The 26,570-nt window shown below is 72.6% G+C and carries 26 protein-coding genes and 1 pseudogene; 19 read left to right on the top strand and 8 right to left on the bottom strand.

The genetic code is table 11. From position 1 onward, the window contains the following. Positions 1–129: 129 nt before the first annotated feature. From ASD18_RS00615 to pstB, 8 genes are all read left to right on the top strand, one after another. Entirely contained in the window at positions 130–531 is a 402-nt protein-coding gene (locus ASD18_RS00615) for a hypothetical protein (protein ID WP_056085731.1), read from the top strand. Between the two features lie 28 nt (positions 532–559). Then, a complete protein-coding gene (locus tag ASD18_RS00610; RefSeq protein WP_056085730.1) occupies positions 560–1,042 on the top strand; it encodes a DUF1269 domain-containing protein in 483 nt (160 codons plus the stop codon). Positions 1,043–1,132: 90 nt separating this feature from the next. Continuing rightward, a complete protein-coding gene (locus ASD18_RS00605; RefSeq protein WP_056085729.1) occupies positions 1,133–2,338 on the top strand; it encodes a cell wall metabolism sensor histidine kinase WalK in 1,206 nt (401 codons plus the stop codon). After that, positions 2,335–3,048 (top strand): response regulator transcription factor, encoded by a 714-nt coding sequence (locus tag ASD18_RS00600; RefSeq protein ID WP_056085728.1) that lies wholly within the window; start codon positions 2,335–2,337, stop codon positions 3,046–3,048. The genes ASD18_RS00605 and ASD18_RS00600 overlap by 4 nt, the downstream gene beginning before the upstream one ends. A gap of 175 nt (positions 3,049–3,223) precedes the next feature. Beyond that, positions 3,224–4,336: a phosphate ABC transporter substrate-binding protein PstS gene (gene pstS / locus ASD18_RS00595; protein WP_056085727.1), complete on the top strand. Its 1,113-nt coding sequence runs from the start codon at positions 3,224–3,226 to the stop codon at positions 4,334–4,336. Positions 4,337–4,433: 97 nt separating this feature from the next. Beyond that, positions 4,434–5,444 carry a phosphate ABC transporter permease subunit PstC gene (gene pstC, locus ASD18_RS00590; RefSeq protein WP_056085726.1) on the top strand — a complete coding sequence of 337 codons (1,011 nt, stop codon included), beginning with the start codon at positions 4,434–4,436 and terminating at the stop codon, positions 5,442–5,444. Beyond that, a complete protein-coding gene (gene pstA / locus ASD18_RS00585) occupies positions 5,444–6,388 on the top strand; it encodes a phosphate ABC transporter permease PstA (RefSeq protein WP_056085725.1) in 945 nt (314 codons plus the stop codon). Before pstC ends, pstA begins: the two co-directional genes overlap by 1 nt. 11 nt (positions 6,389–6,399) lie before the next feature. Next, the gene (gene pstB / locus ASD18_RS00580) at positions 6,400–7,179 is read left to right on the top strand and encodes a phosphate ABC transporter ATP-binding protein PstB (RefSeq protein ID WP_056085724.1); all 780 of its coding nucleotides are present in this window, start codon (positions 6,400–6,402) and stop codon (positions 7,177–7,179) included. Positions 7,180–7,239: 60 nt separating this feature from the next. Here the strand turns inward: pstB and ASD18_RS00575 are convergent, their stop codons facing one another. Then, positions 7,240–7,743 (bottom strand): hypothetical protein, encoded by a 504-nt coding sequence (locus tag ASD18_RS00575; protein WP_056085723.1) that lies wholly within the window; start codon positions 7,741–7,743, stop codon positions 7,240–7,242. A 225-nt stretch (positions 7,744–7,968) separates the two neighbouring features. Between ASD18_RS00575 and ASD18_RS00570 the strand changes: the two genes are divergently transcribed. From ASD18_RS00570 to ispF, 3 genes are read left to right on the top strand one after another with little or no spacing between them, the layout of a single operon-like run. Beyond that, the gene (locus tag ASD18_RS00570) at positions 7,969–8,451 is read left to right on the top strand and encodes a CarD family transcriptional regulator (protein ID WP_055916922.1); all 483 of its coding nucleotides are present in this window, start codon (positions 7,969–7,971) and stop codon (positions 8,449–8,451) included. Between the two features lie 13 nt (positions 8,452–8,464). After that, on the top strand, positions 8,465–9,211 hold the full coding sequence (gene ispD / locus ASD18_RS00565) for a 2-C-methyl-D-erythritol 4-phosphate cytidylyltransferase (protein ID WP_056085722.1): 747 nt from the start codon (positions 8,465–8,467) through the stop codon (positions 9,209–9,211). After that, the gene (gene ispF, locus ASD18_RS20605; protein WP_082573401.1) at positions 9,208–9,690 is read left to right on the top strand and encodes a 2-C-methyl-D-erythritol 2,4-cyclodiphosphate synthase; all 483 of its coding nucleotides are present in this window, start codon (positions 9,208–9,210) and stop codon (positions 9,688–9,690) included. The genes ispD and ispF overlap by 4 nt, the downstream gene beginning before the upstream one ends. Before the next feature lie 29 nt (positions 9,691–9,719). On the opposite strand, the pseudogene ASD18_RS00560 reads toward ispF, so the two are convergent. Further along, positions 9,720–10,571: pseudogene (locus tag ASD18_RS00560) on the bottom strand (EamA family transporter); the annotation flags it as partial. A 72-nt stretch (positions 10,572–10,643) separates the two neighbouring features. On the opposite strand from ASD18_RS00560, the gene ASD18_RS00555 reads away from it, so the two are divergent. Both ASD18_RS00555 and ASD18_RS00550 read left to right on the top strand, forming a co-directional pair. After that, a complete protein-coding gene (locus ASD18_RS00555; RefSeq protein WP_056085720.1) occupies positions 10,644–11,546 on the top strand; it encodes a LysR family transcriptional regulator in 903 nt (300 codons plus the stop codon). 84 nt (positions 11,547–11,630) lie between these two features. Continuing rightward, positions 11,631–11,846: a hypothetical protein gene (locus ASD18_RS00550; protein ID WP_056085719.1), complete on the top strand. Its 216-nt coding sequence runs from the start codon at positions 11,631–11,633 to the stop codon at positions 11,844–11,846. A gap of 17 nt (positions 11,847–11,863) precedes the next feature. Here ASD18_RS00550 and ASD18_RS00545 read toward each other — a convergent pair whose 3' ends face one another. The 5 genes from ASD18_RS00545 to ASD18_RS00525 all read right to left on the bottom strand — a co-directional run bounded on the left by ASD18_RS00545 (position 11,864) and on the right by ASD18_RS00525 (position 17,999). After that, the gene (locus ASD18_RS00545; RefSeq protein WP_056091262.1) at positions 11,864–12,814 is read right to left on the bottom strand and encodes an NADP-dependent oxidoreductase; all 951 of its coding nucleotides are present in this window, start codon (positions 12,812–12,814) and stop codon (positions 11,864–11,866) included. Between the two features lie 87 nt (positions 12,815–12,901). Beyond that, positions 12,902–14,803: a glycoside hydrolase family 127 protein gene (locus ASD18_RS00540; RefSeq protein WP_056085718.1), complete on the bottom strand. Its 1,902-nt coding sequence runs from the start codon at positions 14,801–14,803 to the stop codon at positions 12,902–12,904. Then, complete coding sequence (locus ASD18_RS00535) at positions 14,800–15,696, bottom strand: carbohydrate ABC transporter permease (protein ID WP_082573399.1); 897 nt, start codon at positions 15,694–15,696, stop codon at positions 14,800–14,802. Before ASD18_RS00535 ends, ASD18_RS00540 begins: the two co-directional genes overlap by 4 nt. 9 nt (positions 15,697–15,705) lie before the next feature. Continuing rightward, positions 15,706–16,617 (bottom strand): carbohydrate ABC transporter permease, encoded by a 912-nt coding sequence (locus ASD18_RS00530; protein ID WP_056085717.1) that lies wholly within the window; start codon positions 16,615–16,617, stop codon positions 15,706–15,708. A gap of 80 nt (positions 16,618–16,697) precedes the next feature. After that, positions 16,698–17,999 carry a sugar ABC transporter substrate-binding protein gene (locus ASD18_RS00525; protein WP_056085716.1) on the bottom strand — a complete coding sequence of 434 codons (1,302 nt, stop codon included), beginning with the start codon at positions 17,997–17,999 and terminating at the stop codon, positions 16,698–16,700. 289 nt (positions 18,000–18,288) lie between these two features. On the opposite strand from ASD18_RS00525, the gene ASD18_RS00520 reads away from it, so the two are divergent. Then, positions 18,289–19,311: a LacI family DNA-binding transcriptional regulator gene (locus ASD18_RS00520; protein ID WP_056085715.1), complete on the top strand. Its 1,023-nt coding sequence runs from the start codon at positions 18,289–18,291 to the stop codon at positions 19,309–19,311. Here the strand turns inward: ASD18_RS00520 and ASD18_RS00515 are convergent. Continuing rightward, entirely contained in the window at positions 19,308–20,669 is a 1,362-nt protein-coding gene (locus tag ASD18_RS00515) for a D-arabinono-1,4-lactone oxidase (RefSeq protein WP_056085714.1), read from the bottom strand. The genes ASD18_RS00520 and ASD18_RS00515 overlap by 4 nt on opposite strands. A 160-nt stretch (positions 20,670–20,829) precedes the next feature. Between ASD18_RS00515 and ASD18_RS00510 the strand changes: the two genes are divergently transcribed. The 5 genes from ASD18_RS00510 (at position 20,830) to rlmB (ending at position 26,561) form a co-directional block, all read left to right on the top strand. Continuing rightward, positions 20,830–21,489, top strand: a complete 660-nt coding sequence (locus ASD18_RS00510; RefSeq protein ID WP_056085713.1) for a TetR/AcrR family transcriptional regulator — start codon at positions 20,830–20,832, stop codon at positions 21,487–21,489. 26 nt (positions 21,490–21,515) lie between these two features. Then, positions 21,516–22,757: an MFS transporter gene (locus tag ASD18_RS00505; protein WP_235522202.1), complete on the top strand. Its 1,242-nt coding sequence runs from the start codon at positions 21,516–21,518 to the stop codon at positions 22,755–22,757. Then, a complete protein-coding gene (locus tag ASD18_RS00500) occupies positions 22,754–23,938 on the top strand; it encodes an amino acid deaminase/aldolase (protein WP_056085711.1) in 1,185 nt (394 codons plus the stop codon). The genes ASD18_RS00505 and ASD18_RS00500 overlap by 4 nt, the downstream gene beginning before the upstream one ends. 167 nt (positions 23,939–24,105) lie before the next feature. After that, positions 24,106–25,551: a cysteine--tRNA ligase gene (cysS, locus tag ASD18_RS00495; RefSeq protein ID WP_056085710.1), complete on the top strand. Its 1,446-nt coding sequence runs from the start codon at positions 24,106–24,108 to the stop codon at positions 25,549–25,551. A gap of 2 nt (positions 25,552–25,553) precedes the next feature. Next, entirely contained in the window at positions 25,554–26,561 is a 1,008-nt protein-coding gene (gene rlmB, locus ASD18_RS00490) for a 23S rRNA (guanosine(2251)-2'-O)-methyltransferase RlmB (protein ID WP_056085709.1), read from the top strand. Positions 26,562–26,570: the final 9 nt, after the last annotated feature.

Below are 26,570 nucleotides of genomic sequence, written 5' to 3'. Positions count from 1 at the left end.
TGCACACGCCCCCGGCACCTCATGCGAATCGGGTGAGGCAGCGACACCCCCACCTGGGCCAGCATGGCGGAAGGGGCTCCGACGCGCCGGCCACCAGGGACGGCGACGGGGTCGACGGAGGGACGACAGATGGCGCAGCGGGTGACGGCATGGGTCGGCTGGGTGTGGTTCGCGGCGTTCGCGATCCTCGTCTCGGGGCTCTTCAACATCATCGCGGGGGCCGTCGCGGCGTTCTCCCCGAAGACGGTCGTCTCCTGGACGCCGGACGGGATCGCCGTCGTGGACGTCTCGACGTGGGGCTGGGTGCACCTGGTCCTGGGCGCCCTGCTGCTGCTCGTCGGGTTCGCGCTCTTCTCCGGCACCGGCTGGGCGCGCGTCACGGCGATCGTGCTGGTGATCCTCAACCTGCTCGCGCAGTTCGTGTCGCTGCCGATCACCCCGTGGTGGTCGCTCATCGCCATCGCCCTGGACTTCTTCATCCTCTGGGCGCTGACGGTGCACGGCGACGAGGTCGCGCGCGCCAACCGCTAGAAGCCCGCACGACAGGAGAGGTACGACGATGACGACGTTCACGGCCTGGAAGTTTGACACCGCCGACGGAGCCGCCAAGGCCGTCGACGCACTGAAGGCAGCGCAGACCGACGGTCTGGTGCGGATCGTCGACCACGCGGTGATCAGCTGGCCCCAGGGTGACGCGAAGCCCTCGATGCACCACTCCCACGACGACAAGCTCCGCGGCACGGGGTGGGGGGCGTTCTGGGGGCTGCTGTTCGGCGGACTGTTCTTCGTGCCGCTCCTCGGCGCCGCGGTGGGTGCCGCCGTCGGGGGGATCAGCAAGGCGGTCGCCGCGGTGGGCATCGACGACGCCCAGCTGGAGAGCATCCGTGCGCAGATCACGGAGGGCACGTCGCTGCTGTGCGCGGTGACGGAGAACGCGGACATGGACCGTCTGGGTGAGCGGCTGCACGGCCTGCACAGCACGCTCGTGGCCACCAACCTCACGGAGGCCGAGCGGTCGCTGCTGCTGGAGACCTTCGGCTGAGTGAACGGCCGGTGAACGCTCCACGGCGGGCGGGCTCCGGGTGGCGGCATCGGCGTGTTGCACGCTCCGGCGCGTCCTAGGGTGAGTGCCGTGGACGGGATCGACGGGCTGCTGCTCCTCCTCGCCGGCGGGCTCGGCCTGCTGACGGGGGTCTGGGCGACCCTGGCGTTCCGCTGGAGCGAGCGGACACAGCGTGCACTGCCGCCGCGGCCGGAGCCCACGCTCGACGACGGGCTCGTGCGCATGCTCGCCGTGCTGCGGTCGGCGGCCGTGGTGCTCGACGACGCCGACCAGGTGGTGCGTGCCAGCGCGCCGGCCCACGCCCTGGGCATCGTGCGCGACGGGCGCGTCGCCCCGGCGGCGATCCGCGACCTCATCGCCCTGGTGCGCCGCGACGGCGTGATCCGCGACGAGGTGCTCGAGGTGCCCCGCGGGCCGGTCGGACCCGGAGTCCTGCTGGTCCAGGTGCGCGTGGCGCAGGTGAGTTCCGAGCACCTGGTGGTGCTGGCGGAGGACCTGACGCAGGCGCGGCGGCTCGAGGCGATCCGGCGCGACTTCGTCGTCAACGTGTCCCACGAGCTGAAGACGCCCGTCGGCGCGCTGGCGCTCCTCGCCGAGACGGTGCAGGACGCCGCCGACGACCCCGAGGCCGTGCGCCGGTTCGCCGGTCGCATGCAGGCCGAGGCCACCCGGCTGTCCGCGCTGGTGCACGAGATCATCGAGCTGTCCCGGCTGCAGGTGGCCGGCGCGCTCGGCCAGGTGGGGCTTGTCGACGTGGACGGGGTCCTCTCGGAGGCCGTCGACCGCGCCCGCACCACCGCGGAGGCCAAGAAGGTGCGGCTCGACATCGGCGGGGAGCGCGGCACGCGGGTGCTGGGCCAGCGCGACCTGCTGGTCACCGCGGTGCGCAACCTGCTGGACAACGCGGTGGCGTACTCCGGCGAGGCGTCGCACGTCGGCGTCGGTGTCCGCACCCACGGCGAGCTCGTGGAGATCGCGGTGGTCGACGAGGGCATCGGCATCAACCCGGCCGAGCAGGAGCGGGTGTTCGAGCGGTTCTACCGCGTGGACCCCGCCCGCTCGCGGGACACCGGCGGCACCGGGCTGGGCCTGTCGATCGTCAAACACGTCGCCGCGGACCACGGGGGAGAGGTGACCGTGTGGTCGCAGCCCGGCCGCGGGTCCACGTTCACTCTGCGGCTGCCGCGCGCGGAGGAGCCCACCGCGCCCGTCGCCGAGCTGCCCGGTCTGCCCGTCACCATCGAAGGAGCGCACGTGCGCCGGACCGCGTCATGACCCGGATCCTGCTCGTCGAGGACGAGGAGTCCTACCGGGACCCGTTGACGTACCAGCTGGAGCGCGAGGGCTTCGACGTCGTCACCGCCGCGACCGGACCCGAGGCGCTGGCCCGGTTCGACGAGTTCGGTGCCGACCTGGTGCTCCTCGACCTCATGCTCCCCGGGCTGCCCGGCACGGAGGTCTGCCGCCGGTTGCGGCTGGTCAGCGACGTGCCGGTCATCATGCTCACGGCCAAGGACGACGAGATCGACAAGGTGGTCGGCCTGGAGCTGGGCGCCGACGACTACGTCACCAAGCCGTACTCGTCGCGCGAGCTGCTGGCCCGCGTCCGCGCGGTGCTGCGCCGCCGGGAGGCGGTCGTCACCGCCGGCGCCCCGGCTGCACCGGAGGTGGACGACGACGACCTGCTGGTGGCGGGACCGGTGCGGATGGACGTCGAGCGGCACACCGTCCGCGTGCGCGACGAGGCGGTCGCCTTCCCGCTCAAGGAGTTCGAGCTGCTGGAGCTGCTGCTCCGCAACGCCGGGCGCGTGCTCACCCGCGGGCAGCTGATCGACCGGATCTGGGGCTCGGACTACGTCGGCGACACCAAGACGCTCGACGTCCACGTGAAGCGCGTCCGCGCCAAGATCGAGGTCGACCCGGCCAACCCGACGCTGCTGCTCACGGTCCGCGGCCTGGGCTACAAGCTCACCGACGACGAGTAGCAGCCCCTGCGCCGACCGACGCCCCGCCCACCGACCCGGTGCGCGGGGCGTCGTGCTGTACCGCCATCGTTCACCTGGGGTTCACCCGCAGCCGCCCACCTGGTCACGTGGGCTTCCTACCGTCAGCCTCGCCGCGCACACATCGGTGCGCACCTGATCGACAGGACGGAACACAGTGAAGCTCTCCCTCCACGGCCGGATCGGCGCGATCGCCCTCACAGGCGCCCTCGCCCTCTCCCTCGCGGCCTGCGGATCGGACGACCCGACCGGGTCCGGCGACACCACGGACGCCCCCGCGCAGACCTCTGAGCTCAGCGGTGACCTGAACGGCGCCGGCGCCACGTCGCAGGAGAAGGCGATGGACGCCTGGCGCGCCGGCTTCCAGAGCGCGAACCCTGACGTCAACATCAACTACGACCCCGTCGGCTCCGGCGGCGGTCGCACGCAGTTCCTCGACGGGTCCGTCGACTTCGCCGGCTCGGACTCGGCGCTGAGCGCCGAGGAGCTGGAGTCGGCGAAGGCGATCTGCACCACCGAGGCCATCGACCTGCCGCAGTACATCAGCCCGATCGCGGTCGTCTTCAACCTCGAGGGCGTCACCGAGCTCAACCTGTCGGCCGCCACCATCGCGGGGATCTTCGACAACAAGATCACCACGTGGGACGCGCCCGAGATCGCGGCGGAGAACCCCGACGCCACGCTCCCGGCCACGGCGATCACGCCCGTGCACCGCTCCGACGAGTCGGGCACCACGAAGAACTTCACCGACTACCTGGCCAAGGCCTCCGGTGGCGCGTGGACGTACGAGGCCGACGGCAACTGGCCGTTCCAGACCGGTGAGTCGGCGCAGGGCACCTCGGGCGTCATCCAGGCGGTCCAGGGCGCGGACGGCACCATCGCGTACGCGGACAACTCGGCGGTCGGCACGCTCGGCGTGGCCAGCATCAAGGTCGGCGAGGAGTGGGTGGCCCCGTCCGAGGAGGGTGCGGCCGCCGCGGTCGACGCCTCCCCGCGCGACGACGAGCGTGCCGAGCACGACATCGTCATCAAGATCGACCGCGAGACGACGCAGGCGGGCGCCTACCCGCTGATCCTCATCTCGTACGGCGTGGCGTGCCTCCAGTACGACACCGCTGAGAAGGCCGACCTGGTCAAGGGCTTCCTCAGCTACGTCGTGAGCGCCGAGGGCCAGGCCGCCGCCGAGGAGGCCGCGGGTTCCGCGCCGCTGTCCGACGCGCTCCGCACGGACGTCCAGGCCGCGATCGACGCGATCACCGCGGCGGCCTGACGCCTGACGCACGACCCCGCCGGTGGCGGGCCCGTCCCGGGGGGAGACGGGCCCGCCACCGGCGGACGCACGACCCACGACGAGACGCAGGAGAGAAGTGACCAGCACCCAGAGCCCGCCGACGCCGACGCAGAGCCCGACGCTCGCGCCGGCGCCCGTGCGGCGTCGTCGTACCCGCGTGGTCGACCGGGGCGCCAGCCGGCTGTTCCGGTGGACCGCGACGGCAGCGGGAGCGCTCATCCTCCTGGTCCTCGTGGCGGTCGCCGCGTTCCTGGTGCTGCGCGCCTGGCCCGCGCTGGCCACGCCGGCCGCGGAGCTGACCGAGAAGGTCTCCTGGATGGGCGACGCCACGTCGCTCCTCGACTTCGTCGGCCCGCTGATCTTCGGCACGATCCTCGCCGCGGCGCTCGCCCTGGTGATCGCGACCCCGATCGCGCTGGGCATCGCGCTGTTCACCTCGCACTACGCACCGCGCCGGCTGGCGTCGGGCCTGGGCTACCTGGTCGACCTGCTCGCCGCCATCCCGTCGGTCGTCTACGGCCTGTGGGGCGGCCTGGTGCTGGCCCCGATGGTCAAGCCGATCTGGGCGTGGCTCAACGAGTACCTCGGCTTCATCCCGATCTTCGGGGGCACGGTCTCGCCGACCGCCCGTGTGCTCATGACCGTCGGCATCGTGCTCGCCGTGATGATCCTGCCGATCATCACCGCGGTCAGCCGCGAGGTGTTCCTGCAGACCCCGCGCCTGCACGAGGAGGCCGCGCTCGCACTCGGCGCCACCCGGTGGGAGATGATCCGGGTCGCCGTCCTGCCCTTCGCCCGCTCGGGCATCGTGTCCGCCGCCATGCTCGGTCTGGGCCGTGCGCTCGGCGAGACCATGGCCGTGCTCATGATCCTGTCTCCCGGGTTCCTCTACTCGTTCCACCTGCTCGAGGCGGGTCAGCAGCAGACGATCGCGGCCAACATCGCCGCCCAGTTCCCCGAGGCCAACCCGCTGGGCGTCTCGGCCCTGATCGCCACGGGTCTCGCGCTGTTCGTCATCACCCTGATCGTCAACATGGCCGCCCGCGCGATCGTCGCGCGCCGCAAGGACTTCTCGGGAGCGAACTGATGACCGCCCCTACCGTGGACAACAGCGAGCTGAGGACCCTGCTCCGGCAGGTCGACCCGCGCCGCCACCGCACCGACCGCATCATGCGCGTGCTGATCATCGGGGCGTTCGTGATCGCGATGCTCCCGCTGGTCTCGGTCTCCTGGACCGTGCTGGTCAACGGCATCGAGCGCTTCAACATGTACTTCCTCACGCACTCGATGCGCGGGGTGTTCGGCGGCATGGACGCCGGTGGCATCTACCACGCGATCATCGGCACCCTGGAGATCACGCTCTTCGCGACGCTCATCTCCGTGCCGATCGGACTGCTCGCCGCCATCTACCTCGTCGAGTACGGGCGCGGACAGCTGGCGCGGTGGGTGACGTTCTTCGTCGACGTGATGACCGGCATCCCGTCGATCGTCGCGGGCCTGTTCGCCTACGCGCTGTTCGCGGTGATCCTCGGCCCCGGCATCCGGATGGGTGCCGTCGGCTCGGTGGCCCTGAGCGTGCTGATGATCCCGGTGGTGGTGCGCTCCTGCGAGGAGATGCTGCGCCTGGTGCCCAACGAGCTGCGCGAGGCGGCCCTGGCCCTCGGCGTGCCCCGCTGGCTCGTCGTCATCAAGGTGGTCCTGCGCACCTCGATCGCGGGGATCGGCACCGGGATCACGCTCGCTATCGCGCGCATCATCGGCGAGACCGCACCGCTGCTCATCACCGTCGGCGTCATCGACTCGATCAACTTCAACCTGTTCGAGGGCCGGATGATGACGCTCCCGGTCTACGTGTACCGGCAGTACTCGCAGGGTCTGGTGCCCTGCACGCCCGGCGCCACCGACTGCATCGCGACCATCAACTACGACCGGGCCTGGGCCGCGGCGCTGACGCTGATCCTCATCGTCATGCTGCTGAACCTGGTCGGCCGCCTGATCACCCGCTTCTTCGCCCCCAAGAACCTCGGCTGAAAGACACTTCCATGGCACAGCGCATCGACGTCAAGGACCTGAACATCTTCTACGGCGAGTTCAAGGCCGTGGCCGACGTGGAGATGTCGGTCGAGCCTCGCTCGGTCACCGCCTTCATCGGCCCGTCCGGCTGCGGGAAGTCGACCTTCCTGCGGACGCTGAACCGCATGCACGAGGTCATCCCCGGCGCGCACGTGCAGGGCAGCGTCGCGATGGACGGCGTGGACCTGTACGGCTCCGACATCGACCCCGTCGCGGTCCGCCGCCAGGTGGGCATGGTGTTCCAGCGCCCCAACCCGTTCCCGACGATGTCGATCGCCGAGAACGTGCTGGCCGGCATCAAGCTCAACAACAAGCGCATCTCCAAGAGCGACGCGGACGACGTGGTGGAGCAGTCCCTGCGCCACGCGAACCTCTGGAACGAGGTGAAGGACCGGCTGAACCGCCCCGGGTCCGGCCTGTCGGGCGGCCAGCAGCAGCGCCTGTGCATCGCGCGCGCGATCGCCGTGAAGCCGCAGGTGCTCCTCATGGACGAGCCGTGCTCGGCCCTCGACCCGATCTCCACGCTGGCGATCGAGGACCTCATCGCCGAGCTCAAGTCGGACTACACGATCGTGATCGTCACGCACAACATGCAGCAGGCCGCCCGCGTCTCGGACCGGACGGCGTTCTTCAACCTCGCGGCGACCGGGGAGCCGGGCCGGCTGGTGGAGATCGACGAGACGTCGACGATCTTCTCCTCGCCGCGCGTGCAGGCCACGGAGGACTACATCTCGGGCCGCTTCGGCTGAGCACCCCGCAGGCATGCAGAAGGGGCCGTCGGTTCGCCGACGGCCCCTCCTGTCGTCCGGTCAGCTCGAGGCGGTGGGCACCGCGGAGGCGTACTCGGGGAGGGTGCCGTCGAGCACGGGGACCTCGACGACGATCGAGCCGGCCTCGGGCGTGGACACGGTCACCTCCACCAGGCCGCCCGGCGGGACGTCCACGGCGGGGAACGTCACCTCGGCGAACCCGTCCTCGGACTCGCGCCCGGTACCGAGCAGCACGGTCTCGTTGGGACCGAGCTCGACGGTCGTCTCCTCGTCGCCGACGGCGAGCGTGACCGAGCGGTCCTCGTTGCTCTCGTTGATCAGCCCGCCCTGCGCGGAGCCGACGTCGCCCTCGGCCGCGGAGAGCACCAGGAGGTTCGACACGCGCACGTCGCCGAGCGTCACGCGGACGCCGTCGGAGGCGGAGTACTGGTCCTCGGTGGTCATCGGGTTGGTCGCGGAGCAGCCGGCGAGCACGAGCCCTGCGACGGCGAGGCCGGTGGTGAGGGCGGCAACCCGGAGGGTGCGGGGGCGGGGCGAGGTCACGATGACTCCTCGGGGCGTCGGGCACTGCGGGCGATCGACGGGTTGTCCGTCCGGGGGCAAGCCTAGCCGCCGCACGGGGGTCCGCCCGGCTGCGGGGCACCGGGACGGCGGTCGTCGTCGGTCTCCGGCGATGGGCGCTTGACCTGCGCGGATGGCCGTAATCACGCGGCAAAAGGCGAAAAACGGCGTGATAAGATACCCCTCTGCGAAAGGGGACACCTGCAGATGACTTTCACTGTTGGGGAGACCGTTGTCTACCCGCACCACGGTGCGGCATTGATCGAAGAGATCAAGACCAGGACCATCCGCGGAGAGGACAAGCTCTACCTCAAGCTCAAGGTCGCTCAGGGAGATCTCACCATCGAGGTCCCGGCTGAGAACGTCGATCTGGTGGGCGTGCGTGACGTAGTGGGTCAGGAAGGTCTCGACAAGGTGTTCGAGGTCCTCCGGGCGCCGTACACCGAGGAGCCGACCAACTGGTCGCGTCGTTACAAGGCGAACCTCGAGAAGCTCGCGTCGGGCGACGTCATCAAGGTGGCGGAGGTCGTGCGCGACCTCTCGCGCCGGGACGCCGACCGCGGCCTGTCTGCGGGCGAGAAGCGCATGCTCGCCAAGGCCCGCCAGATCCTCGTGTCGGAGCTCGCACTCGCCGAGCACACCGAAGAGGAGAAGGCCGAAGCGATCCTCGACGAGGTCCTCGCGTCCTGACGCCGCCACACAGGTGAGCGTCGCTGCAGTCCTGACTGCCGCCGGGAGCGGCAGCAGGCTCGGTCATCCCCTCCCGAAGGCACTGGTGCCTCTGGAGGGTCAGTCGCTCGTCGCGCACGCTGCCCGCAACCTGCTGGCAGCGCGCGCGGCGGGCGACGATCGCGTCCGGGTGCTGGTGGTCACCGCGCCCGCCTTCCACCTCGCCGCCATCGAGCGGGAGCTGAGCGCGCTGGGCGACGAGGTCACGCTGCTGGTCGTCGCCGGCGGCGCCACCCGGCAGGCGTCCGTCGCCGCCGGACTCGCGGCTCTCGTCGCGGACCCCCGCGGGGCCGACGTGGACGTGGTGCTCGTGCACGACGCCGCGCGACCGCTCGCGCCCGCGTCCCTGGTCGAGCGGGTGATCGAGGCCGTGCGCGACGGTCATCCTGCGGTGGTTCCCGGGCTGCTGGTCACGGACACCATCAAGCGCGTCGCCCCGCACCGCGGCGTCCTCGTCGAGCCGGTGCTCGAGACCGTCCCGCGCGCCGAGCTGCGCGCCATCCAGACGCCGCAGGGGTTCACCCGGGAGCTGCTGCTGCGGGCCCACGCGTCGGGTGCCGCGCACGCGCACGACGAGGCCCTGGCCGCCTCCGACGACGCCGGCCTGGTCGAGCAGCTGGGCGAGCCCGTCTGGGTCGTCGCCGGCGACGAGCGCGCGGCCAAGATCACCACCGCGCGGGATCTCGCGATCGCCGCCCTGCCGACGGAGAGCGCCGAGTGAGCACCCTGCCCCGCACCGGGATCGGCGTCGACGTGCACGCTTACGACCCCGATCCGGCTCCGGACGCCGTCCTGCACCTCGCGGGGCTGTCCTGGCCCGGGGAGCGGCCCCTGGCGGGGCACTCCGACGCCGACGTCGCCGCGCACGCCGCCGCGGACGCCCTGCTGTCCGCCGCCGGCCTGGGGGACCTCGGGTCGAACTTCGGCACGTCGGAGCCCGAGTGGGCGGGTGCTGCCGGCGCGGTCCTGTTGGCCGAGGCCGCACGGCGCGTGCGCGAGGCGGGGTTCACCATCGGCAACGTCACGGTCCAGGTGATCGGGAACCGGCCCAAGGTCGGTCAGCGGCGGGCGGAGGCCGAGGCGGCGTTGTCGGCGGCCGCGGGGGCGCCCGTGAGCGTCTCGGCCACCACGACCGACGGGCTGGGGCTCACCGGCCGCGGCGAGGGTGTCGCCGCGATCGCCACGGCGCTGGTGGTCTGACGCCGTCGGGTGCTGCCCAGCAGCACCCCGGCGATCACGAGGGCGCCCCAGGCCAGCTCGGCGACCGACGTGCGCTCGCGCAGGAGGAGCCAGGACGCGCCGATGCCCACGACGGGCACCAGCATCGAGAACGGCGCCACCGTGCTGGACGGGTGCCGGCCCATGAGCGTGGTCCACAGCCCGGAGCCGACCAGTGTCGCCACCACGACCGTGAAGAGCAGCCCGGCGAGCGCGAGCAGCCCCTGGGTGCTCCCCAGGCCCTGGAACGAGTCGGCGATCCGCTCCGGTCCCTCGACGACCAGGGAGAGCGCGAGCAGGGGCAGCGGCGGCACGACGGACATCCAGAGCATGAGCCGGAACGGCTCGCCCGGCTGCGCCTGCACGGCGCGGCGGTTGCCCAGGTTGCCGACCGCCCAGCCCAGGCCGCCGCACAGGGTGAGCAGCACGGGGACCAGCGTCGCGCCACCGTCGAGCCCGGCCCGGTGCGCGGCGATCCCGCCCAGGCCGGCCACCGCGAGCAGGATGCCGACGCCCTGCCGCGCGGTGATCCGCTCGCGCAGGAACACCCCCGCGAGCACCACGGTGAACGGCGCCGACGACTGCAGCACCAGCGACGCCAGCCCGGTCGGCATGCCGCTCGACATGGCCAGGTAGAGGAACACGAACTGCAGGACCCCGAACCCGAGGCCGTACAGGCCGATCCACCGCCAGGGCGCGGTCGGCCGGGGGACCAGCAGGAGGGTCGGCACGGCGATGAGGGCGAACCGGAGCGCGACCAGGAAGAACGGGGGGAACTGCTCCAGCGAGAGGTGGATCGCGGGGAAGTTCAGGCCCCAGCACACCGCGACGAGGGCGGCGAGGAGGCGGTCGCGGGCGGGCATGGACCGAGCATGCGGGCAGAACACCGTGCAGCACCAGCGAAAAGAACTGACGTCACGATGTAGCGTCGCTACATGGATCCACGAGGGCTCGAGACGCTCCGGGCGGTGGGCACCCAGGGCGGGGTCACGGCCGCCGCGGCCGTCCTGCACGTGACCCCGTCGGCGGTCTCGCAGCAGGTGGCGCTCCTGCAGCGCGAGGTCGGCGTGCCGCTCACCGAGCGCGTGGGGCGTGGGGTGCGGCTCACGTCCGCGGGGGAGGCGCTCGCGGCGGCCGCGGTCGACGTCGCGGTCGCCCTGGAACGGGCTCGGGCCGCGTGCGACGAGTTCGTGGCGCGACCGCAGGGCGTGGTGCGGGTGTCGGCGTTCCAGAGCGGCGCGCAGCTGTTGCTGCCGGCACTGCTGACGCGGGTGGCGTCGATCGACGGGATCACCCTCGAGTGCACCGACGAGGACGTGGCGCAGGACGACTTCGTGGCGCTCACCGACCGGATGGACGTGGTGGTGGCGCACCGGCCCGACGACGGCGCCGGGTGGGCTGCTCAGGGCGTCCTGGTCGTGCCGCTGCTGCGCGAGCCGCTCGACCTCGCCGTCCCGCTCGACCACCCGCTGGCCGACCGCGCGGAGGTCCGCCCGGAGGACCTGCGGGGCCTGTCCTGGATCGCCGTGCGCGAGGGCTTCCCGGTCGCGGGCGTGCTCGGTGCGCTCGGCGCACAGTCCGGTGCGGCACCGCGCATCCTGCACCGGGTGAACGACTTCCACGTGGTCGAGGCCCTGGTCGCGGCGGGGCACGGGGTGTCGCTGCTGCCCCGGTACACGTTCGGCGGCGGGGCGCACGTGCGGCTCGTGCCGCTCGCCGGCGTCCGGGCGGGGCGGCGGATCGACGCGCTGCTGCGCCGGGACCGCGCCGAGCGCCTGGTGGTCCGGAGGGTGCTGGACGAGCTCCGCGCGCTGGCCGCGGAGATCGATGTCGCCTGACCACCGGCGCGCTCGAGGCCAGGTCAGCGGGGTGTCCGAAATCGGGGGTGGCGTCCGGTCTGATGTCCGGGTACCGTCCCCGGCGTGACACAGTCGTCGGACGCCCAGACCGAGCTGCTCCCGGTGGTGGGAGCGCTCCACCAGAACCCCCTGCCCGCACGGGACAACGGGGTCCAGGCGATCCGGATCCGGGTCCGTGTCCCGCTCGACGTGCTCGAGGCCACCAGCGCCGGTCTGCGCGAGCTCGACGACCACCACCGCCGCGAGATCACGGACGCGCCGCCGCCGCTGCCGTTCTGAACCGTGCTGAGCCTGGTCTAGGGCACCAGCACGAGCTTGCCCGCCGAGTGGCCCGCCATGCCGTCCCGGTGGGCCTGCGCGACCTCCGAGAGCGGGTAGGTCTTCGCCACCCGGACGTCGAGCGTGCCGTCGGCGGCCAGCTCCGCCAGCTGCGCACGGGCGGCCTCGCGCACCGCGGTGCCCGGGTCCGCGCCGGCACCGCCGCCGAGCGCCTTGATGCCCAGGTCGGCCGCGCGGCCGAAGCCCGCGATCGTCGCCACCCGCTGCCGGTCAGCGACCACCGCGACCGACGTGTCCAGGGCCTCGTCGGTCCCCACGCAGTCGATCGCCACCGTCACGGGCCCGACGTGTCGCGCGACCTCGTGCACCCGGTCGAGCAGGCCCTCGCCGTACGCGACGGGCGTCGCACCCAGCGCCTTGAGGTCGTCGTGGTGCCACGGGGACGCGGTCGCGATCACCTGGGCGCCGCGCAGGATCGCCAGCTGGACGACCATGCGGCCGACACCGCCGGACCCGCCGTGCACGAGCACCACGTCGCCGTCGCGGGTGCCGGTCGCGCTGAGGGTGTGCACGGCCGTCGCTCCCGCCAGCAGCAGCCCGGACGCGGCGGGCCAGTCGAGGGCCGGCGGCCGGCGGACCGTGACCTGCTCGGACACGATGATCCGGTCCGCGTAGCCGCCGCGCACGCGCCACGCGATGACCTCGTCGCCCGGGGACAGCCAGCGGACCGACGGCCCGACGGCGCTGACCACGCCGGACACCTCGTAGCCCAGCCGCATGGGGAGCTTGGAGGGGTCGGTGCCGTAGGCGCCCGCGTAGCCCTTCCAGTCCGTCGGGTTGACCCCGGCGGCCTTGACCTCGACGAGCACGTTGCCGGGACCGGGGTCGCCGGGGGAGACGTCGATGAGTCGGAGGACGTCCGGCCCGCCGTACGCGATCGCGACGACGGCCCTGCTGGTGTGTGCCACCGGCACACTCTGCACCTGTCGCGCGTCCCAGGGCCAGAGCAGCGCCGTCCCGAGGGATGGGATCACCCCCTCGGGTGATCTGGACGGTCACGCCAGAGGCAGCCACACCCGCATGGTCGACGGACCCCGGTTCGCCCAGTCGTGGTACGGGATGAGCGGCACCTCGGCGGTGGTGCCGGTCGGCTCGACGCGGTCCCCGTAGGGCCACTCGGCGTCGTCGTACGGGGTCGTCGCCACGGACGCCAGCACCCGGCCGTCCGACTCCTGCACCCCGCGCAGCCGGAGGCTCGCGACGTCGGCCCCGCCCGCCAGGTCGACCGACTCGACGCAGAGCACCTCGGGACCGCGCTCGACCACGACGCAGCCGCGGACCGCGTCGATGCGCGGGTCCGCGCTCGAGACCCGGGGCGCCATCGGCAGGTGCAGCTCGACCACGTCGCCCGCGGCGAACCGCCGGGTGACCGCGACGGTCCCGGCAGGTGCCGGCTGCTCACCCTCGGGCGTGACCATTGTCGCGCCCTGCGCCCACGCGGGCACCCGCAGGCTCAGCGTCCAGGGCCGGTCCTCGGTCGCCACGACGCTCACCCGCACGACGCCGTCGTGGGGGTACCCGGTCTCGACGTCGAGCTCGATGCGGCGGCCGTCGGCCAGGCTCGTGCGGATCCGGGACGGCGCGTACTGGTGCAGCTGGAGACCCTCGTCGTCGGTGGTCGCCACGTAGGCCGCGAGGCTGGCCAGCGTCCGGGCGACGTTCGGCGGGCAGCAGGACACGGCGAACCACGGCGCGCGCAGCGACGACGAGGCCCGGGGGCTCGCGACGTCCGTCGGTGGGACCGTGCCGGGGACCCGCTGGTGCAGGGTGTTCGTGTAATAGAACTCGGTGCCGGCGTGGGACGGGGACGTGGCGACGACGTTGAACAGCGTGCGCTCGATCAGGTCCGCGTACCGCGGCAGCCCTTGCGCCAGCAGCAGGCGCCACGAGAACATCACCGAGCCGACGCCGGCGCAGGTCTCGGAGTACGCGCGGTCCGGCGGCAGGACGAAGTCGTCGCTGAACGCCTCTCCCTCGTGCTGGGACCCCTGCCCGCCGGTGACGTAGGTGCGGCGGGCGACCGTGTTCTCCCACTGGGTGGTCAGCGCGGCGAGCAGACCGTCGTCGTCGGTCTCGACCGCCACGTCCACCGCGCCCGCCGCCAGGTAGTTGGCCCGCACGGCGTGCCCGCGCAGGACGGTCGCCTCCCGCACCGGCACGTCGTCCTGGTAGTACGCGCGGCCGAGCTCGATGTCCGCCAGGGTCCCGGTGCCGCGGCGCTCGACGAACAGTGCGGCCTGGTCGACGTACCGCCGGTCGCCGGTCACCCGGCCCAGCTCGGCCAGCGCCGGCTCGATCTCGGCGTGCCCGCACACGGACTCGATCCCGCCCGGGCCGAACGTCTCGACCACGTGGTCGGCAGCCCGGCGGGCGATCCCGAGCAGGCCGTCGTCGGCGTCGGGACGCGTCCGCGCCCGCGCGACCGCGGCCTGGAACAGGTGCCCGTAGCAGTACAGCTCGTGGCCCCACTCCAGGTCGCTGTACCGGGGGCGCTGACCCGTCCGGCCGAACATGGTGTTGAGGTAGCCGTCGGGCTCCTGCGCGGCACCGATGCGTCCGACGAGTGCCCGGAAGCGGCCGTCGAGGTCGGCGTCGCCGCCGCGGCCGATCTCCCACGCCATGGCCTCGAGCAGCTTGTAGACCTCCGAGTCGGAGAACTCCCGCCCGCCGCGGTCGAGCGGCAGCGCGCCGGCCACCGCCCGGTCGAAGTTGCCGATCCAGCCCTCGCGCTCCATCCAGTGCTCGATGTGCGCGAGGCTCGCGGTCGCGTTGACGGCCTGCCGCTGCGCCCAGAACCCGCCCGTGATCTCCACCTCGCGCAGGCCCAGGGGGCGCAGGGTGCCGCGGGACGGGGCGACGGGGGTGGCGGCGGTCGTGGTGGTGGTGGTCATCGTCATCCCTTGAGCGCACCCGACATGAAGCCGCGCACGTAGTGTCGTTGGAGCAGGAGGAAGAGCACGATGCAGGGCAGCGCCAGGACGACGACGCCCGCCTCGGTGGCGCCGTAGTCCACGACGCCCTGCACCTGCACGCGCAGGTTGGCCACCGCGAGCGGCAGAGTCAGCTTGTTGGAGTCGTTGATGAGGATCAGCGGCGCGAAGAAGTCGTTCCAGGCGGCCAGGAACGCGAACAGGCCGACGGTGATCAGGCCGGGCCGGACCGCGGGCAGCAGCACCCGCCAGAGCGCGGAGAACGACGAGCAGCCGTCCACCATCGCGGCCTCGTCGAGCTCCCGGGGGATCGACTCGAACGAGATGCGCATCATGAACGTGGAGAACGGCAGCTGGAACATGGTGAGCACGAGGGCCACGCCGACCAGCGAGTTCTGCAGGCCGAGCGTGTTGAGCAGCACGTAGAGCGGGATCAGCAGGGTGGCGTACGGGACCATGAGGATGGCCAGCGTCAGCATGAACAGCGCGTTGCGGCCGGGGAACCGGAACCGCGCGAACGCGTACCCGCCCAACGTGGAGATGGCGAGCGTGAGGATCACGCACAACCCGGAGACGATCACCGAGTTGGCGAGGTACTGCCAGATGCCGGCCTGGTAGTGGGCGAGCGTGACGTAGTTGCCGAAGCCCCAGCCGTCGACCTGACCCGTCCCGGGTTTCGGCGACACCGAGGCCACCGACGTCCAGACCAGCGGGAACAGGAAGATCACGGCGAGCGCGCCGGAGAAGACCCAGAAGGGCGTGCGCAGCGCGAGGCCGGCGATCGTGGTCGGCGGAGCGGACCGGCGGACCGGGGGCAGCTCCGCGGTGGGGTCCGCGTGCGTGACGGTGGCGATGGTCATGTCGGCCCCTCAGCTCTCGTCCGAGCCGCGGAACGCGCGCAGCTGGACCACGTTGATGACCACGAGCGCGGCCAGGACGAGCACGGAGAGCGCCGCGGCGACGCCCAGGTCGTTCTGGCCCTGGAACGCGACCGAGTAGATGAGCTGGACCACGGTGATCGTGCTGTTGTCCGGACCGCCCTTGGTGAGGATGTAGAACTGCTCGAACGCCAGTAGCGACCCGGTGACGCACAGGATCGTGGTCAGCGCGAGGGTCGGCTTGAGCAGCGGGATCGTGATCTTGCTGAACGTGTGCCACCGGTTGGCGCCGTCCATGCGGGCCGCCTCGTAGATGTCGCCGGGGATCGACTGGAGCCCGACGAGCATGAGCAGCATGTAGAACCCGGCGTACCGCCACACGATGAGGAACAGGGTCGAGGCCAGTGCCGCGTCGGGCGAGCCGAGGAAGCTCCAGCCCATCCGCTCCATGAAGGGCGCCAGCGGCCCGGCCAGCGGGGAGTACAGCACGTAGAAGAGCAGCGACGCCGACGCCAGGCCGAGGGCGCTGGGCACCAGGAACGACGTGCGCAGCAGCCCCTTCCAGCGCGACGACTCCTGCACCATGAGCGCCAGCCCGAGGCCGAGCGCGATCAGCAGGATGGTCGCCAGGATCGTGTACTTCAGCGTGAACACCACGGAGTCGACGAAGAACCGGTTGTCGACGGCGGCGGTGAAGTTGTCGGGGAAGTTGATCCCCTGGTCGCCCGAGAGCAGCGGCCACTTCGACGCGCTCATCCGGAACACGAGGGCCAGCGGCACCACGAACAGGACGAGGACGAACAGGGCGGTCGGGGAGGCGTAGGCCCAGCCGCGCAGGCGGTGGCCGTTCGTGCGTCTGCGGGTGGGGGGTGGTGCCGGGCTGGTGGCCGTCTGGACGGTCATCGGAGGAACCTCTCGAGCGTGGTCGGTCGGGCGGAGAGGTGGGGTGCCGCAGTGCCCTCCGGCACCCCACCGGTCGCGGGCTACTGCCCGAGCACCGCCGTGATCTCGTCGTTGTCCGCGTCGACGTTCGCCCCGTCGCCGAGGACCGCGCCGCGCACCAGGGTCAGCCAGGGGCTGCTCGGCGCGTTGAACGCCTGCTGGAAGTTCAGCGCGACGGGGGTGTCGCCCTGGCCGGCGACCTCGTTGATGGTCACGAGTCGGGGGTCCTTGGCGGCGTACTCGTTGTCCGCGAAGTCGGCGCGCGACACGACGTCGTTGTTCTTGGCCAGCACACCGACCTGCGCGTCCTCGGACATCATCCAGGACAGGAAGTTCCAGGCCTGGGCCGCGTTCTCGGAGTCCTTGGAGACGCCGATGCCGTCACCGCCGACGAACGTGGAGGCGCCGCCCTCGGGTCCGGGGATGCCGGCGACGCCGACGTCGAAGCCGGTGGTCGACGACAGCAGCGTGGCCGGGTAGAACATCAGGCCGACCTTGCCCTCGGTGAAGCCGGCGGTCCACGTCGGACCCGCCTCGTCCTCGGACGACGGGAGCACCGCGCCGGAGTCCCAGAGGTCCTTCCAGGTGGAGTAGATCTCCTTGGCCGTGTCACTGTTGAGCAGCGACTCGGTGCCGTCCTCGTTCATGACCTGCTCGCCGTCGGCCCAGACCGACGGGAACCAGGTGAACACCAGGCAGCCGCCGCAGTTCAGGCCGGTGGCCGTGCCGTAGGTGTCGGGCTTGTTCAGCGCCTGCACGGCCTTGGCCGCCTCGGCGTACTCGGTCATGTTCGCCGGCGCCTTCTCCGGGTCGAGCCCGGCCTCGGCGAACAGGTCCTTGTTCCAGAACAGCATCGACAGGTCGAGCACGAACGGCAGGACGTGCTCCTTGCCGTCGGCGGTCCCGGCCGCGAGGTGGCCCTTGTTGATCTGGTCCTTGAAGTCCAGCCCGTCGATCTGCGCGGTGAGGTCCTGGAACAGGCCCTGCTGCACCCAGTTGGGCACGTAGACGATGTCGGCGGCGAACAGGTCCGGGAGGCCGTCGGAGCCGGCGGCGGCGCCGACCTTCGCGACGTAGTCGTCGTTGGGCACGACGGTCAGCTCGACCTGGTTCTCGTGCGAGTCGTTGTAGGCCTCGACCAGCAGCTTGGCCTGCTTCTCCAGGGGGGCGCGGGTCCAGAGCGTGAGCGTGGTGCCGTCGTCGGTCCCGTCGGGGCCGGCCGAGACGGCGGGCCCGTCGTCGCCGCTGTCGTCGGCACTGCTGCACGCCGCCAGGCCGACCAGCAGGCCGGCCGTCACGATCCCGGCGGCCAGGCGGGCCGATCGGGTGCGGGTGATCCTCATGGGCATCTCCTCGTGCTCTTCGTCGAGCGGGTGCCGTCGTCGGCACCGCGGGGGTCCAGGGGCGAAACCCTTGTCGGTGAGCGAGTCCGAGGAGGCGGAGCAAGCGGGTCCACGACGAGCCGGCGACGCCACGACGTGCACGTCGACGAGCAGGTCAACGGACCGACCGTTTCCCGAAACTCACCGAAAAGGTTTTCTGAACGTAGTGGGGCGCGGCTGGCGCGTCAACGGGTTCCGGCAGTTACAGTTCGATCACGAACGGCACGAGGAAGCACGAGGAGGTGGTCCCGTGGCACGCTCCGAACCCGGTCGCGCGGTGACCCTCACGGACGTCGCGCGCCTCGCCGGGGTCTCCGTCGCGACGGCCTCGAAGGCCCTCAACGGCCGCGACCAGGTCAAGGACAGCACCCGCCAGCGCGTCGTCGAGGCCGCGGAGCGACTGTCGTTCACCCCCAACCCGCTCGCCCGCGGCCTGCTCGCCGGCCGCACCGGCACCGTCGGCCTGCTCACCAGCGACCTCGAGGGCCGGTTCGTCATCCCGATCCTCATGGGAGCGGAGGACGCGTTCGGCGCCGGCCAGGTCAACGTGTTCCTGTGCGACGCCCGCGGCGACACCATCCGCGAGCAGTACCACCTGCGGGCCCTGCTCAGCCGGCGCGTGGACGGGCTCATCGTCGTCGGCCGGCAGACCGACCCCCGCCCGTCGCTCGGCCACGCCATCCCGGTGCCCGTGGTCTACGCGTACGCCCCGTCCGACGACCCCTCCGACCTGTCGATCACGCCCGACAACGTGAGCGCCGGTCGGCTGGCGGTCGAGCACCTGGTGGCCTGCGGGCGCACCCGGATCGCCCACATCACCGGCGAGCGCGCCTACGCGGCCGCCCGCGACCGGGCCGACGGGGTCCAGGCGGCCCTGCACGCGGCCGGCCTCGAGCTGGTCGGCGACGTGATGTACAGCGAGTGGTCCGAGCGGTGGGGGCGCGACGCCGCCGCGGTGCTGCTGGCCCGGCACCCCGAGATCGACGCGGTGCTCTGCGGGTCCGACCAGATCTCCCGCGGTGCGCTCGACACGGCCCGTGACCTCGGCCGGACGGTGCCCGACGACGTCGCGGTCATGGGGTTCGACAACTGGGAGGTGCTGACCACCAACGCGCGCCCGGAGCTGACCAGCATCGACGCCAACCTGCAGCAGCTCGGCCGCACCGCGGCGCAGCGGGTGTTCGCCGCGCTCGACGGCGTCGACATCGGGTCGGGCACGGAGTACGTGGCCGGCCGCCTGGTGATCCGCGGCTCGACGGTCGCGCGGCGCTAGGCCGCGCGGGAGGTCGGTGGCCGATGGCGCCCGAGCAGCCGGTCGAGGTACGGGTTGCTGAAGACGCCCTCGGGGTCCGCCTCCGCTCGGACGCGCTGCGCGTCCGCGAACCTGGGGTAGAGCTCCCCGAGCTTGTCGGCCTCGAGCCAGTGCATCTTGCCCCAGTGCGGGCGGCCGCCCACCTGGGCGACGATCCGCTCGACGGCGGCGAAGTACCGGGCGAACGGCAGGCGCAGGTACTGGTGCACGGCGACGTACGCCGTCTCGCGCCCGTGCGCCGTCGAGAGCCACAGGTCGTCCGCGGCGGCGAACCGCACCTCGACCGGGAACGGGACGCGCTCGCCGCTGCCCTCGATCCACGCGTCGATCTCCCGCAGCACCGGCACCAGGTCCTCGCGCGGGATCGCGTACTCCATCTCGCGGAACCGGACGCGTCGCGGGGAGACGAAGACCTCGGCGGACGGGGCGGTGTAGCGCCGCGAGGACAGCGCGCGCGCGGCGAACTCGTTGATCGAGGCCGTGGTCGACGGTGCGAGGGTGGCGATGCCGTTGGCCACCGAGAACAGGGCGTTGGACAGCAGCTCGTCGTCGACCCAGCCCCGCACCGGGTTCAGCGGGCGCACGTCGTCGTCGGGCACGCGGTTGTTGCGCTTGGTGAGCGCGCGGCGCGTGTGCGGGAACCAGTAGAACTCGAAGTGGTCGTTGCCCTCGACGAGGCCGTCCGGACCGTCCAGCCGCTCGAGGACGTCCTCCAGCGGCCACGGCTCCTCGCGGGCCTCCAGCCGGTACGCGGGCACCACCTCGAGCGTGACGGCGGCGAGCACGCCGACGCTGCCGAGGCCCAGGCGGGCCAGCTCGAACAGTTCGGGGTTCCGGGTGGGAGAGGTCTCGACGACGTCGCCGGTCGCGGTCACCAGCCGGGCGCCGACGACCTGCGTCGCCAGCCCGCCCAGCCGGGCGCCGGTGCCGTGCGTGCCGGTCGAGATCGCGCCGGCGATGGACTGCTTGTCGATGTCGCCGAGGTTGCGCATGGCCAGGCCGTGCTCGGCCAGCAGGGCGTTCAGGGCGCCCAGCCGGATCCCCGCGCCGACCGTGACGTGCGTGGTGCCGTCCGGCCGGGGCGCGACACGCTCGAACGCGTCGAACGCGTCGAGACGGATCTGGACGCCCTCGGTGACCGCGACGGGGGTGAAGGAGTGCCCACCGCCCACCGCCCGGACCCCGAGCCCGTCCCGGGACCCCTGACGGACAGCGGCGACGAGTTCCCCCAGGTCACGGGGGTGCTGCACGCGGCGCGGCGTGGCGCGCGCGGTGCGCGCCCAGTTCTGCCAGGTGCCGGCGGCCGACGATCGTCCCATAATGGTGAACCATCGTCCTGGGCGAATGTCCAAGTCAAGTGCTCAAACTCCTTGACTATCGTGACAAGTGCTATTGAACTGTGTGGTGGGGGAGGCATTGGCCTCGTTCGCCGGTCGGGGGTGGCCGGTGGGGCCGTCGCCAGAGGGAGGGGACCCTGTCATGAACCGCTTGCCTGTGGCCGAGAGACGCGAGCAGCTCATCGAGGCTGCGCTCGCCGTCGCGAGCCGGGACGGCATCGATGCTGCCACCGTGCGCGCCGTCGCCGCCGAGGCGGGTGTCTCGCTGGGGGTCGTGCACTACTGCTTCCAGGACAAGGACGAGCTCCTTCGCGCGATGGCCCATGCCATCACGACCGCCAACCTCGAGCGGAGCCTCGGCGAGCTCCCGCAGCAGGTCGCCGACCCCGAGACCGTCATCGAGGGCGTGCTCGACGCCCTGTGGGCAGGCATCCGTGACTCGCGCGGCCCCCAGCTGCTCAGCTACGAGCTGACCACGTCGTCGCTACGGCACTCCGAGCTCAACCAGGTCGCCATCGAGCAGTATCGCGGCCAATGGGCCGCCGCCGAGCAGGTGCTGGACCTCGTCGAGCGCACCGCCCACGTCGGCTGGTCGGCGCCGCGCGGGGCCATCGCGCGCGCCGTGGTCGCCGTCATCGACGGCTACTCCCTGGCGTGGCTCGTGGACGGGGACAGCGAGGCAGCCCGCGCGGGGTTGCTGGCCTTCGGCCGGTACCTGTCCACCATGGCGGTGCCCGTCGCGCTCGAGCCGGTCGGCGCGGACGCCGTCGGCTCCGGCGACGTCGCCGCGACCTCGGCGTGACCGCTCCGGCGTCGGACGTGTCGCCCGTGTCCACGGCGATCCGTCACGCCCGCCTCGCCACCTCCGCGGGCTTCGCCGCGCAGGGCTTCGTCTACGCGGTGCTCCTGACCAGCCTCGAGGGGTTCAAGGACCGGTACGGCGTCGACGACGGGCAGATCACGCTCGTCGTCCTCGGCGTGTGCGTCATGGCGGCGCTCGGCACGCTGGTGGCCGACCGGGTGGCCCGCTCGCGCGGGGGGAGCCGGGTGGTCCTCGGGGCCGGCCTCGTGATCGTCGCGGCGTCCGTCGTCGTGGCCGCCGTGGCGCCCGGCTTCGCCCTGCTGGCCGCCGGCTTCGCGGTCTACGGGGTCGGGCTTGGCATGGTCGACGCCGGCACCAACATGCAGGCCGTGGCGGTCCAGCGCGAGTACGGGCGGTCGCTGCTGACCGGGTTCTACGCCTCGTGGTCGGCAGGCGGCATCGTCGGAGCCGTCCTGGTCGCGGTCACCACCGGCCGCACACCGACGGATCCCGTGGCGGTGGCCCTGCTGTCCGGGACGCTCGTGGCGGGCCTCGCGGCCGTCTGGGTGCTCCGGAGCGCGTGGCGGGGTCGCGGCCCCGCCGGTGTGCACGCGGACGGCGTCGCCCGACCCGACGAGGCGCTGGCCGTGCCGGTCGGTGCGGGCGAGAAGCCCGTGGTGCCGTGGGGCGCCGTCCTGCTGCTCGGGCTCGGGGTGGTCGCCTACTACGTCGCGGACACGGCGATCTCCACCTGGAGCACCATCTACCTCGGTGACGTGCTGCTCGCGGCCGCATCGTTCGCGCCCCTCGGGTACGCCGCCTACCTCACGACGACGCTGGGCTCCCGGCTGGCCGGCGATCCCCTGGTGCGCCGGTGGGGCCGGGTGATCGTCCTGCGCGTCGCGGCGCTCGTCGGTGCCGTGGGGCTCGTGCTCGTCGTCGCGGCCCCCGGGCCCTGGGTGGCGCTCGCCGGCTTCGCGGTCGCCGGTGCCGGGCTCGGTGTCATCGCGCCCCTGTGCTTCTCGGCCGCCGGAGCGCTCGCTCCTGGGCACGCCGACGCGGTGGTGGCGCGGCTGAACATCTTCAACTACGTCGGCGCGGTGCTCGGCGGCGTGCTGGTGGGTGCCATCGGCAGCACCTCGTCGCTGCACTACGGGTTCCTGGTCCCGATCGTCCTGGTGGTCGCCGTGGCCGTGCTCGCGGGACGCTTCGGGGTGACCCGGGAAGAGGGTGCGCGGGCCACCGCCGACTCAGGAGCGGGTGCGTGACGCGCACCCTGGGCGACCGCCTCGACGAGGCGACGACGGGCCTCCCCGCGCCCCTCGCGGTGGTGGACCTCGACGCCCTGGACGCCAACGCGGCCGACCTGGTGCGCCGGGCCGGCGGGACCCCGATCCGCGTCGCCAGCAAGTCGGTGCGCGTGCGGCACGTCCTCGAGCGGGTGCTCGCGCTGCCCGGGTTCGCCGGCGTGATGGCCTACTCGGTGCGCGAGGCGCTGTGGCTCGTGGCGCAGGGCGTCGACGACGTGCTGCTGGGCTACCCGAGCGTCGACACCGGGGCGCTCGACGCCCTCGCCGCCGACCCCGTGGCCGCCCGCGCCGTGACCCTGATGGTCGACGACGTGACGCAGGTCGAGCTGGCTGCCCGCGCCGCGGACGCGCACGGGTCCATGCTGCGCGTCTGCCTCGATGTCGACGCCTCCCTCAAGCTGCGGCTCGGGCCGGTGGTCGCGCACCTGGGCGTGCGGCGCTCGCCGGTCCACACGGCCTCCGACGCGGGCGCGCTGGCCGCGGCGATCGCCCGCCGCTCCGGCGTCGACGTGGTCGGTGTCATGTTCTACGAGGCCCAGGTGGCCGGGCTGCCCGACTCGTCCCCGGCCGTCCGCGCGATCAAGCGCCTGTCCATCCGGGACCTGGCCGTCCGCCGGGCCGCCGTCGTCGACGCCGTGCAGAGCGCGGTCGGCCACGAGCTGACCCTGGTGAACTCCGGCGGCTCCGGCTCGGTGGAGACGAGTGCCGCGGACCCGGTGGTCACGGAGGTCACCGCGGGCTCCGGGCTCTTCGTGCCGACCCTGTTCGACGCCTACCGCTCGTTCACCCCCCGGCCGGCCGCGTTCTTCGGGCTCGACGTGGTGCGGATCCCCGGCCAGGGCTACGCCACGGCGTTCGGCGGCGGCTACATCGCCTCCGGTCCACCCACCGCGTCCCGCCAGCCGAAGCCGGTGTGGCCCGCGGGGCTGGCGCTCACCGGCCGCGAGGGCGCCGGCGAGGTGCAGACGCCGCTGCGGCTGTCCGGCGACGCGGACCTGCGCGTCGGCGACCGGGTCTGGTTCCGGCACGCCAAGTCGGGCGAGGTGATGGAGCGCTTCGAGCAGGTGCACCTGGTCCGCGGCACCACGATCGAGTCCACGGTCCCCACGTACCGCGGCGAGCAGCGCACGTTCGGCTGACCCACGACGTCCGAGCATCCGGTCGTCCCGACGCTCACTTCCTCGGACGTCACGGAAGGTCATCTGTAGCGTCCGAGCATGTGGTCGCCAGGGCGCTCAGATGCTCGGACGTCGGGGCTGATCGGCGTGTGAAAGGCGCGGGGGTTCCGCGCCGGTAGCCTTGACCAGTGACCCTGCGCCTCTTCGACACCGCGACCCGGACGGTGCGTGACTTCGTCCCGCTCGTGCCGAACGAGGTGGGCATCTACCTGTGCGGGGCCACGGTGCAGGCGCCGCCGCACATCGGGCACCTGCGATCGGCCATCGCGTTCGACGTCCTGGTCCGCTGGCTGCGCCGCACGGGGCACCGCGTGACGCTGGTGCGCAACGTGACGGACATCGACGACAAGATCCTCGCCAAGGCGGCCGACGCCGGTGAGCCGTGGTGGGCGTGGGCCACCGCGAACGAGCGCGCGTTCAGCGCGGCCTACGACGCGCTCGGTGTGCTGCCCCCCAGCCACGAGCCCCGTGCCACCGGCCACGTGCCGGCGATGATCGAGCTGATGGACCGCCTGGTCGAGACCGGGAACGCGTACACGACCGGCCCGGGCGACGTGTGGTTCGACGTCCGCTCCTACCCGGAGTACGGCGCGCTGACCAACCAGCGGGTCGACGACATGGTCCCGGCTCCCGACGGCACGGTCGACGACACCGCCAAGCGCGACCCCCGCGACTTCGCCCTCTGGAAGGCCGCCAAGCCGGGAGAGCCCGAGACGGCCGCCTGGGACACCCCGTTCGGCCGCGGCCGGCCGGGCTGGCACCTGGAGTGCTCCGCGATGGCGCAGCGCTACCTCGGCGACGCGTTCGACATCCACGGCGGCGGACTCGACCTGCGGTTCCCCCACCACGAGAACGAGCAGGCCCAGTCCCGGGCGGCCGGCTACGGGTTCGCGCAGTACTGGCTGCACAACGGCTGGGTCACGCAGGGCGGCTCCAAGATGAGCAAGTCGCTCGGCAACGGGCTGCTGGTCACGGTCGTGCTGGCCAAGGAGCGGGCGTCCGTGCTGCGGTACGCCATGACGGCCGTGCAGTACAGCTCGATGCTCGAGTGGTCCGACGACACCCTGCGCGAGGCCGAGGCGACCTGGGACCGGCTGGCCGGGTTCGTCGAGCGTGCCGCCGAGAAGGTGGGGGTGGCCGACGACGCCGAGGTGGCCGCGGTCGCCCTCCCCGACGAGTTCGTGACCGCGATGGACGACGACCTCAACGTGCCGGCCGCGCTCGCGGTCGTCCACGAGCACCTGCGGACCGGCAACTCCGCGCTCGCGCGCGGGGACCTGGGCGAGTCCCGGGACGCGATGGTCGTCCTGCGCGCGATGCTCGACGTGCTCGGCCTCGACCCGGGCGGCAGCCAGTGGCGCGCCCACGGCAGCGACGCCCGGTACGCCCGGGCGCTCGAGGCCGTCGTCGCCGCCGAGCTGGAGGCCCGCGCCCAGGCGCGCGCCGCCCGTGACTTCGCCACGTCCGACGCCATCCGGGACCGCCTCGCCGCGGCCGGCATCGTGGTCGAGGACTCGTCTTCCGGAGCGCGCTGGTCACTTGCCGCGCGCACCGACATTACTGAGGAGAACTGAACATGGCTGGAAACTCCGAGCGCCGCGGTGCCGTCCGCAAGGGCAGCTCCAAGAAGGTCGCGAGCGCGGGCACGGGCGGCAAGAACCGGCGCTCGCTCGAGGGCAGGGGACCGACGCCGAAGGCCGAGGACCGTGAGTACCACCCCGCACACAAGGCGAAGCTCGCCGCCGAGCGGCGCGCGGTCGCGGGCACCCGTGGCACGTCCGGTCGCCAGTCGGCCGGGGCGAGCCGCAGCGCCGCCGGGTCCAAGGGCGGTCGCAAGAGCTCGACGCACGAGATCGTCTCCGGCCGGAACTCGGTGGTCGAGGCCCTGCGCGCCGGCATCCCGGTGTCCACGGTGTACATCGCCTCGCGGCTCGAGGGCGACGACCGCACGCGCGAGATCATCAGCGCCGCGGGCAACTCGAACTACCCGCTCCTCGAGGTCAGCCGCGCCGAGCTGGACCGGCTGACCGACGGCTCGGTCCACCAGGGCGTCGCCATCCAGGTCCCGCCGTACGCGTACGCGGACGACGACGACCTCCTCGACGCGGCCGCGGAGTCGGACCGACCGGCGCTCATCGTCGCGCTCGACGGGGTGACGGACCCGAGGAACCTCGGTGCCGTGCTCCGGTCCGCCGGGGCGTTCGGCGCCCACGGCGTCCTCGTGCCCGAGCGGCGCGCGGCGGGTGTCACCGCATCGGCGTGGAAGGTCTCCGCGGGTGCGGCCGCACGCGTGCCGGTCGCCCGGGTGACCAACCTGGTGCGCACCCTGCAGAGCCTGAAGTCCGCGGGCGTCTTCGTCGTCGGCCTGGACGGCGGCGGCGACGTGTCGATCACCGACCTGCCCTACGCCTCCGACCCGCTGGTGCTCGTCGTCGGCTCCGAGGGCAAGGGCCTGTCGCGGCTGGTCCGCGAGCAGTGCGACGCGATCGCGTCCATCCCGATCACGTCGGCGGTCGAGTCGCTCAACGCCGGCGTCGCCGCGGGCATCGCCCTGTTCGAGGTGTCCCGCCAGCGCGCTGTCTAGGTGAGGGGA

It is taken from the genome of Cellulomonas sp. Root137 (assembly GCF_001426725.1).
In the GTDB taxonomy this organism is placed as follows: domain Bacteria; phylum Actinomycetota; class Actinomycetes; order Actinomycetales; family Cellulomonadaceae; genus Cellulomonas.
This window is presented reverse-complemented; position numbering and strand designations above follow the sequence as displayed.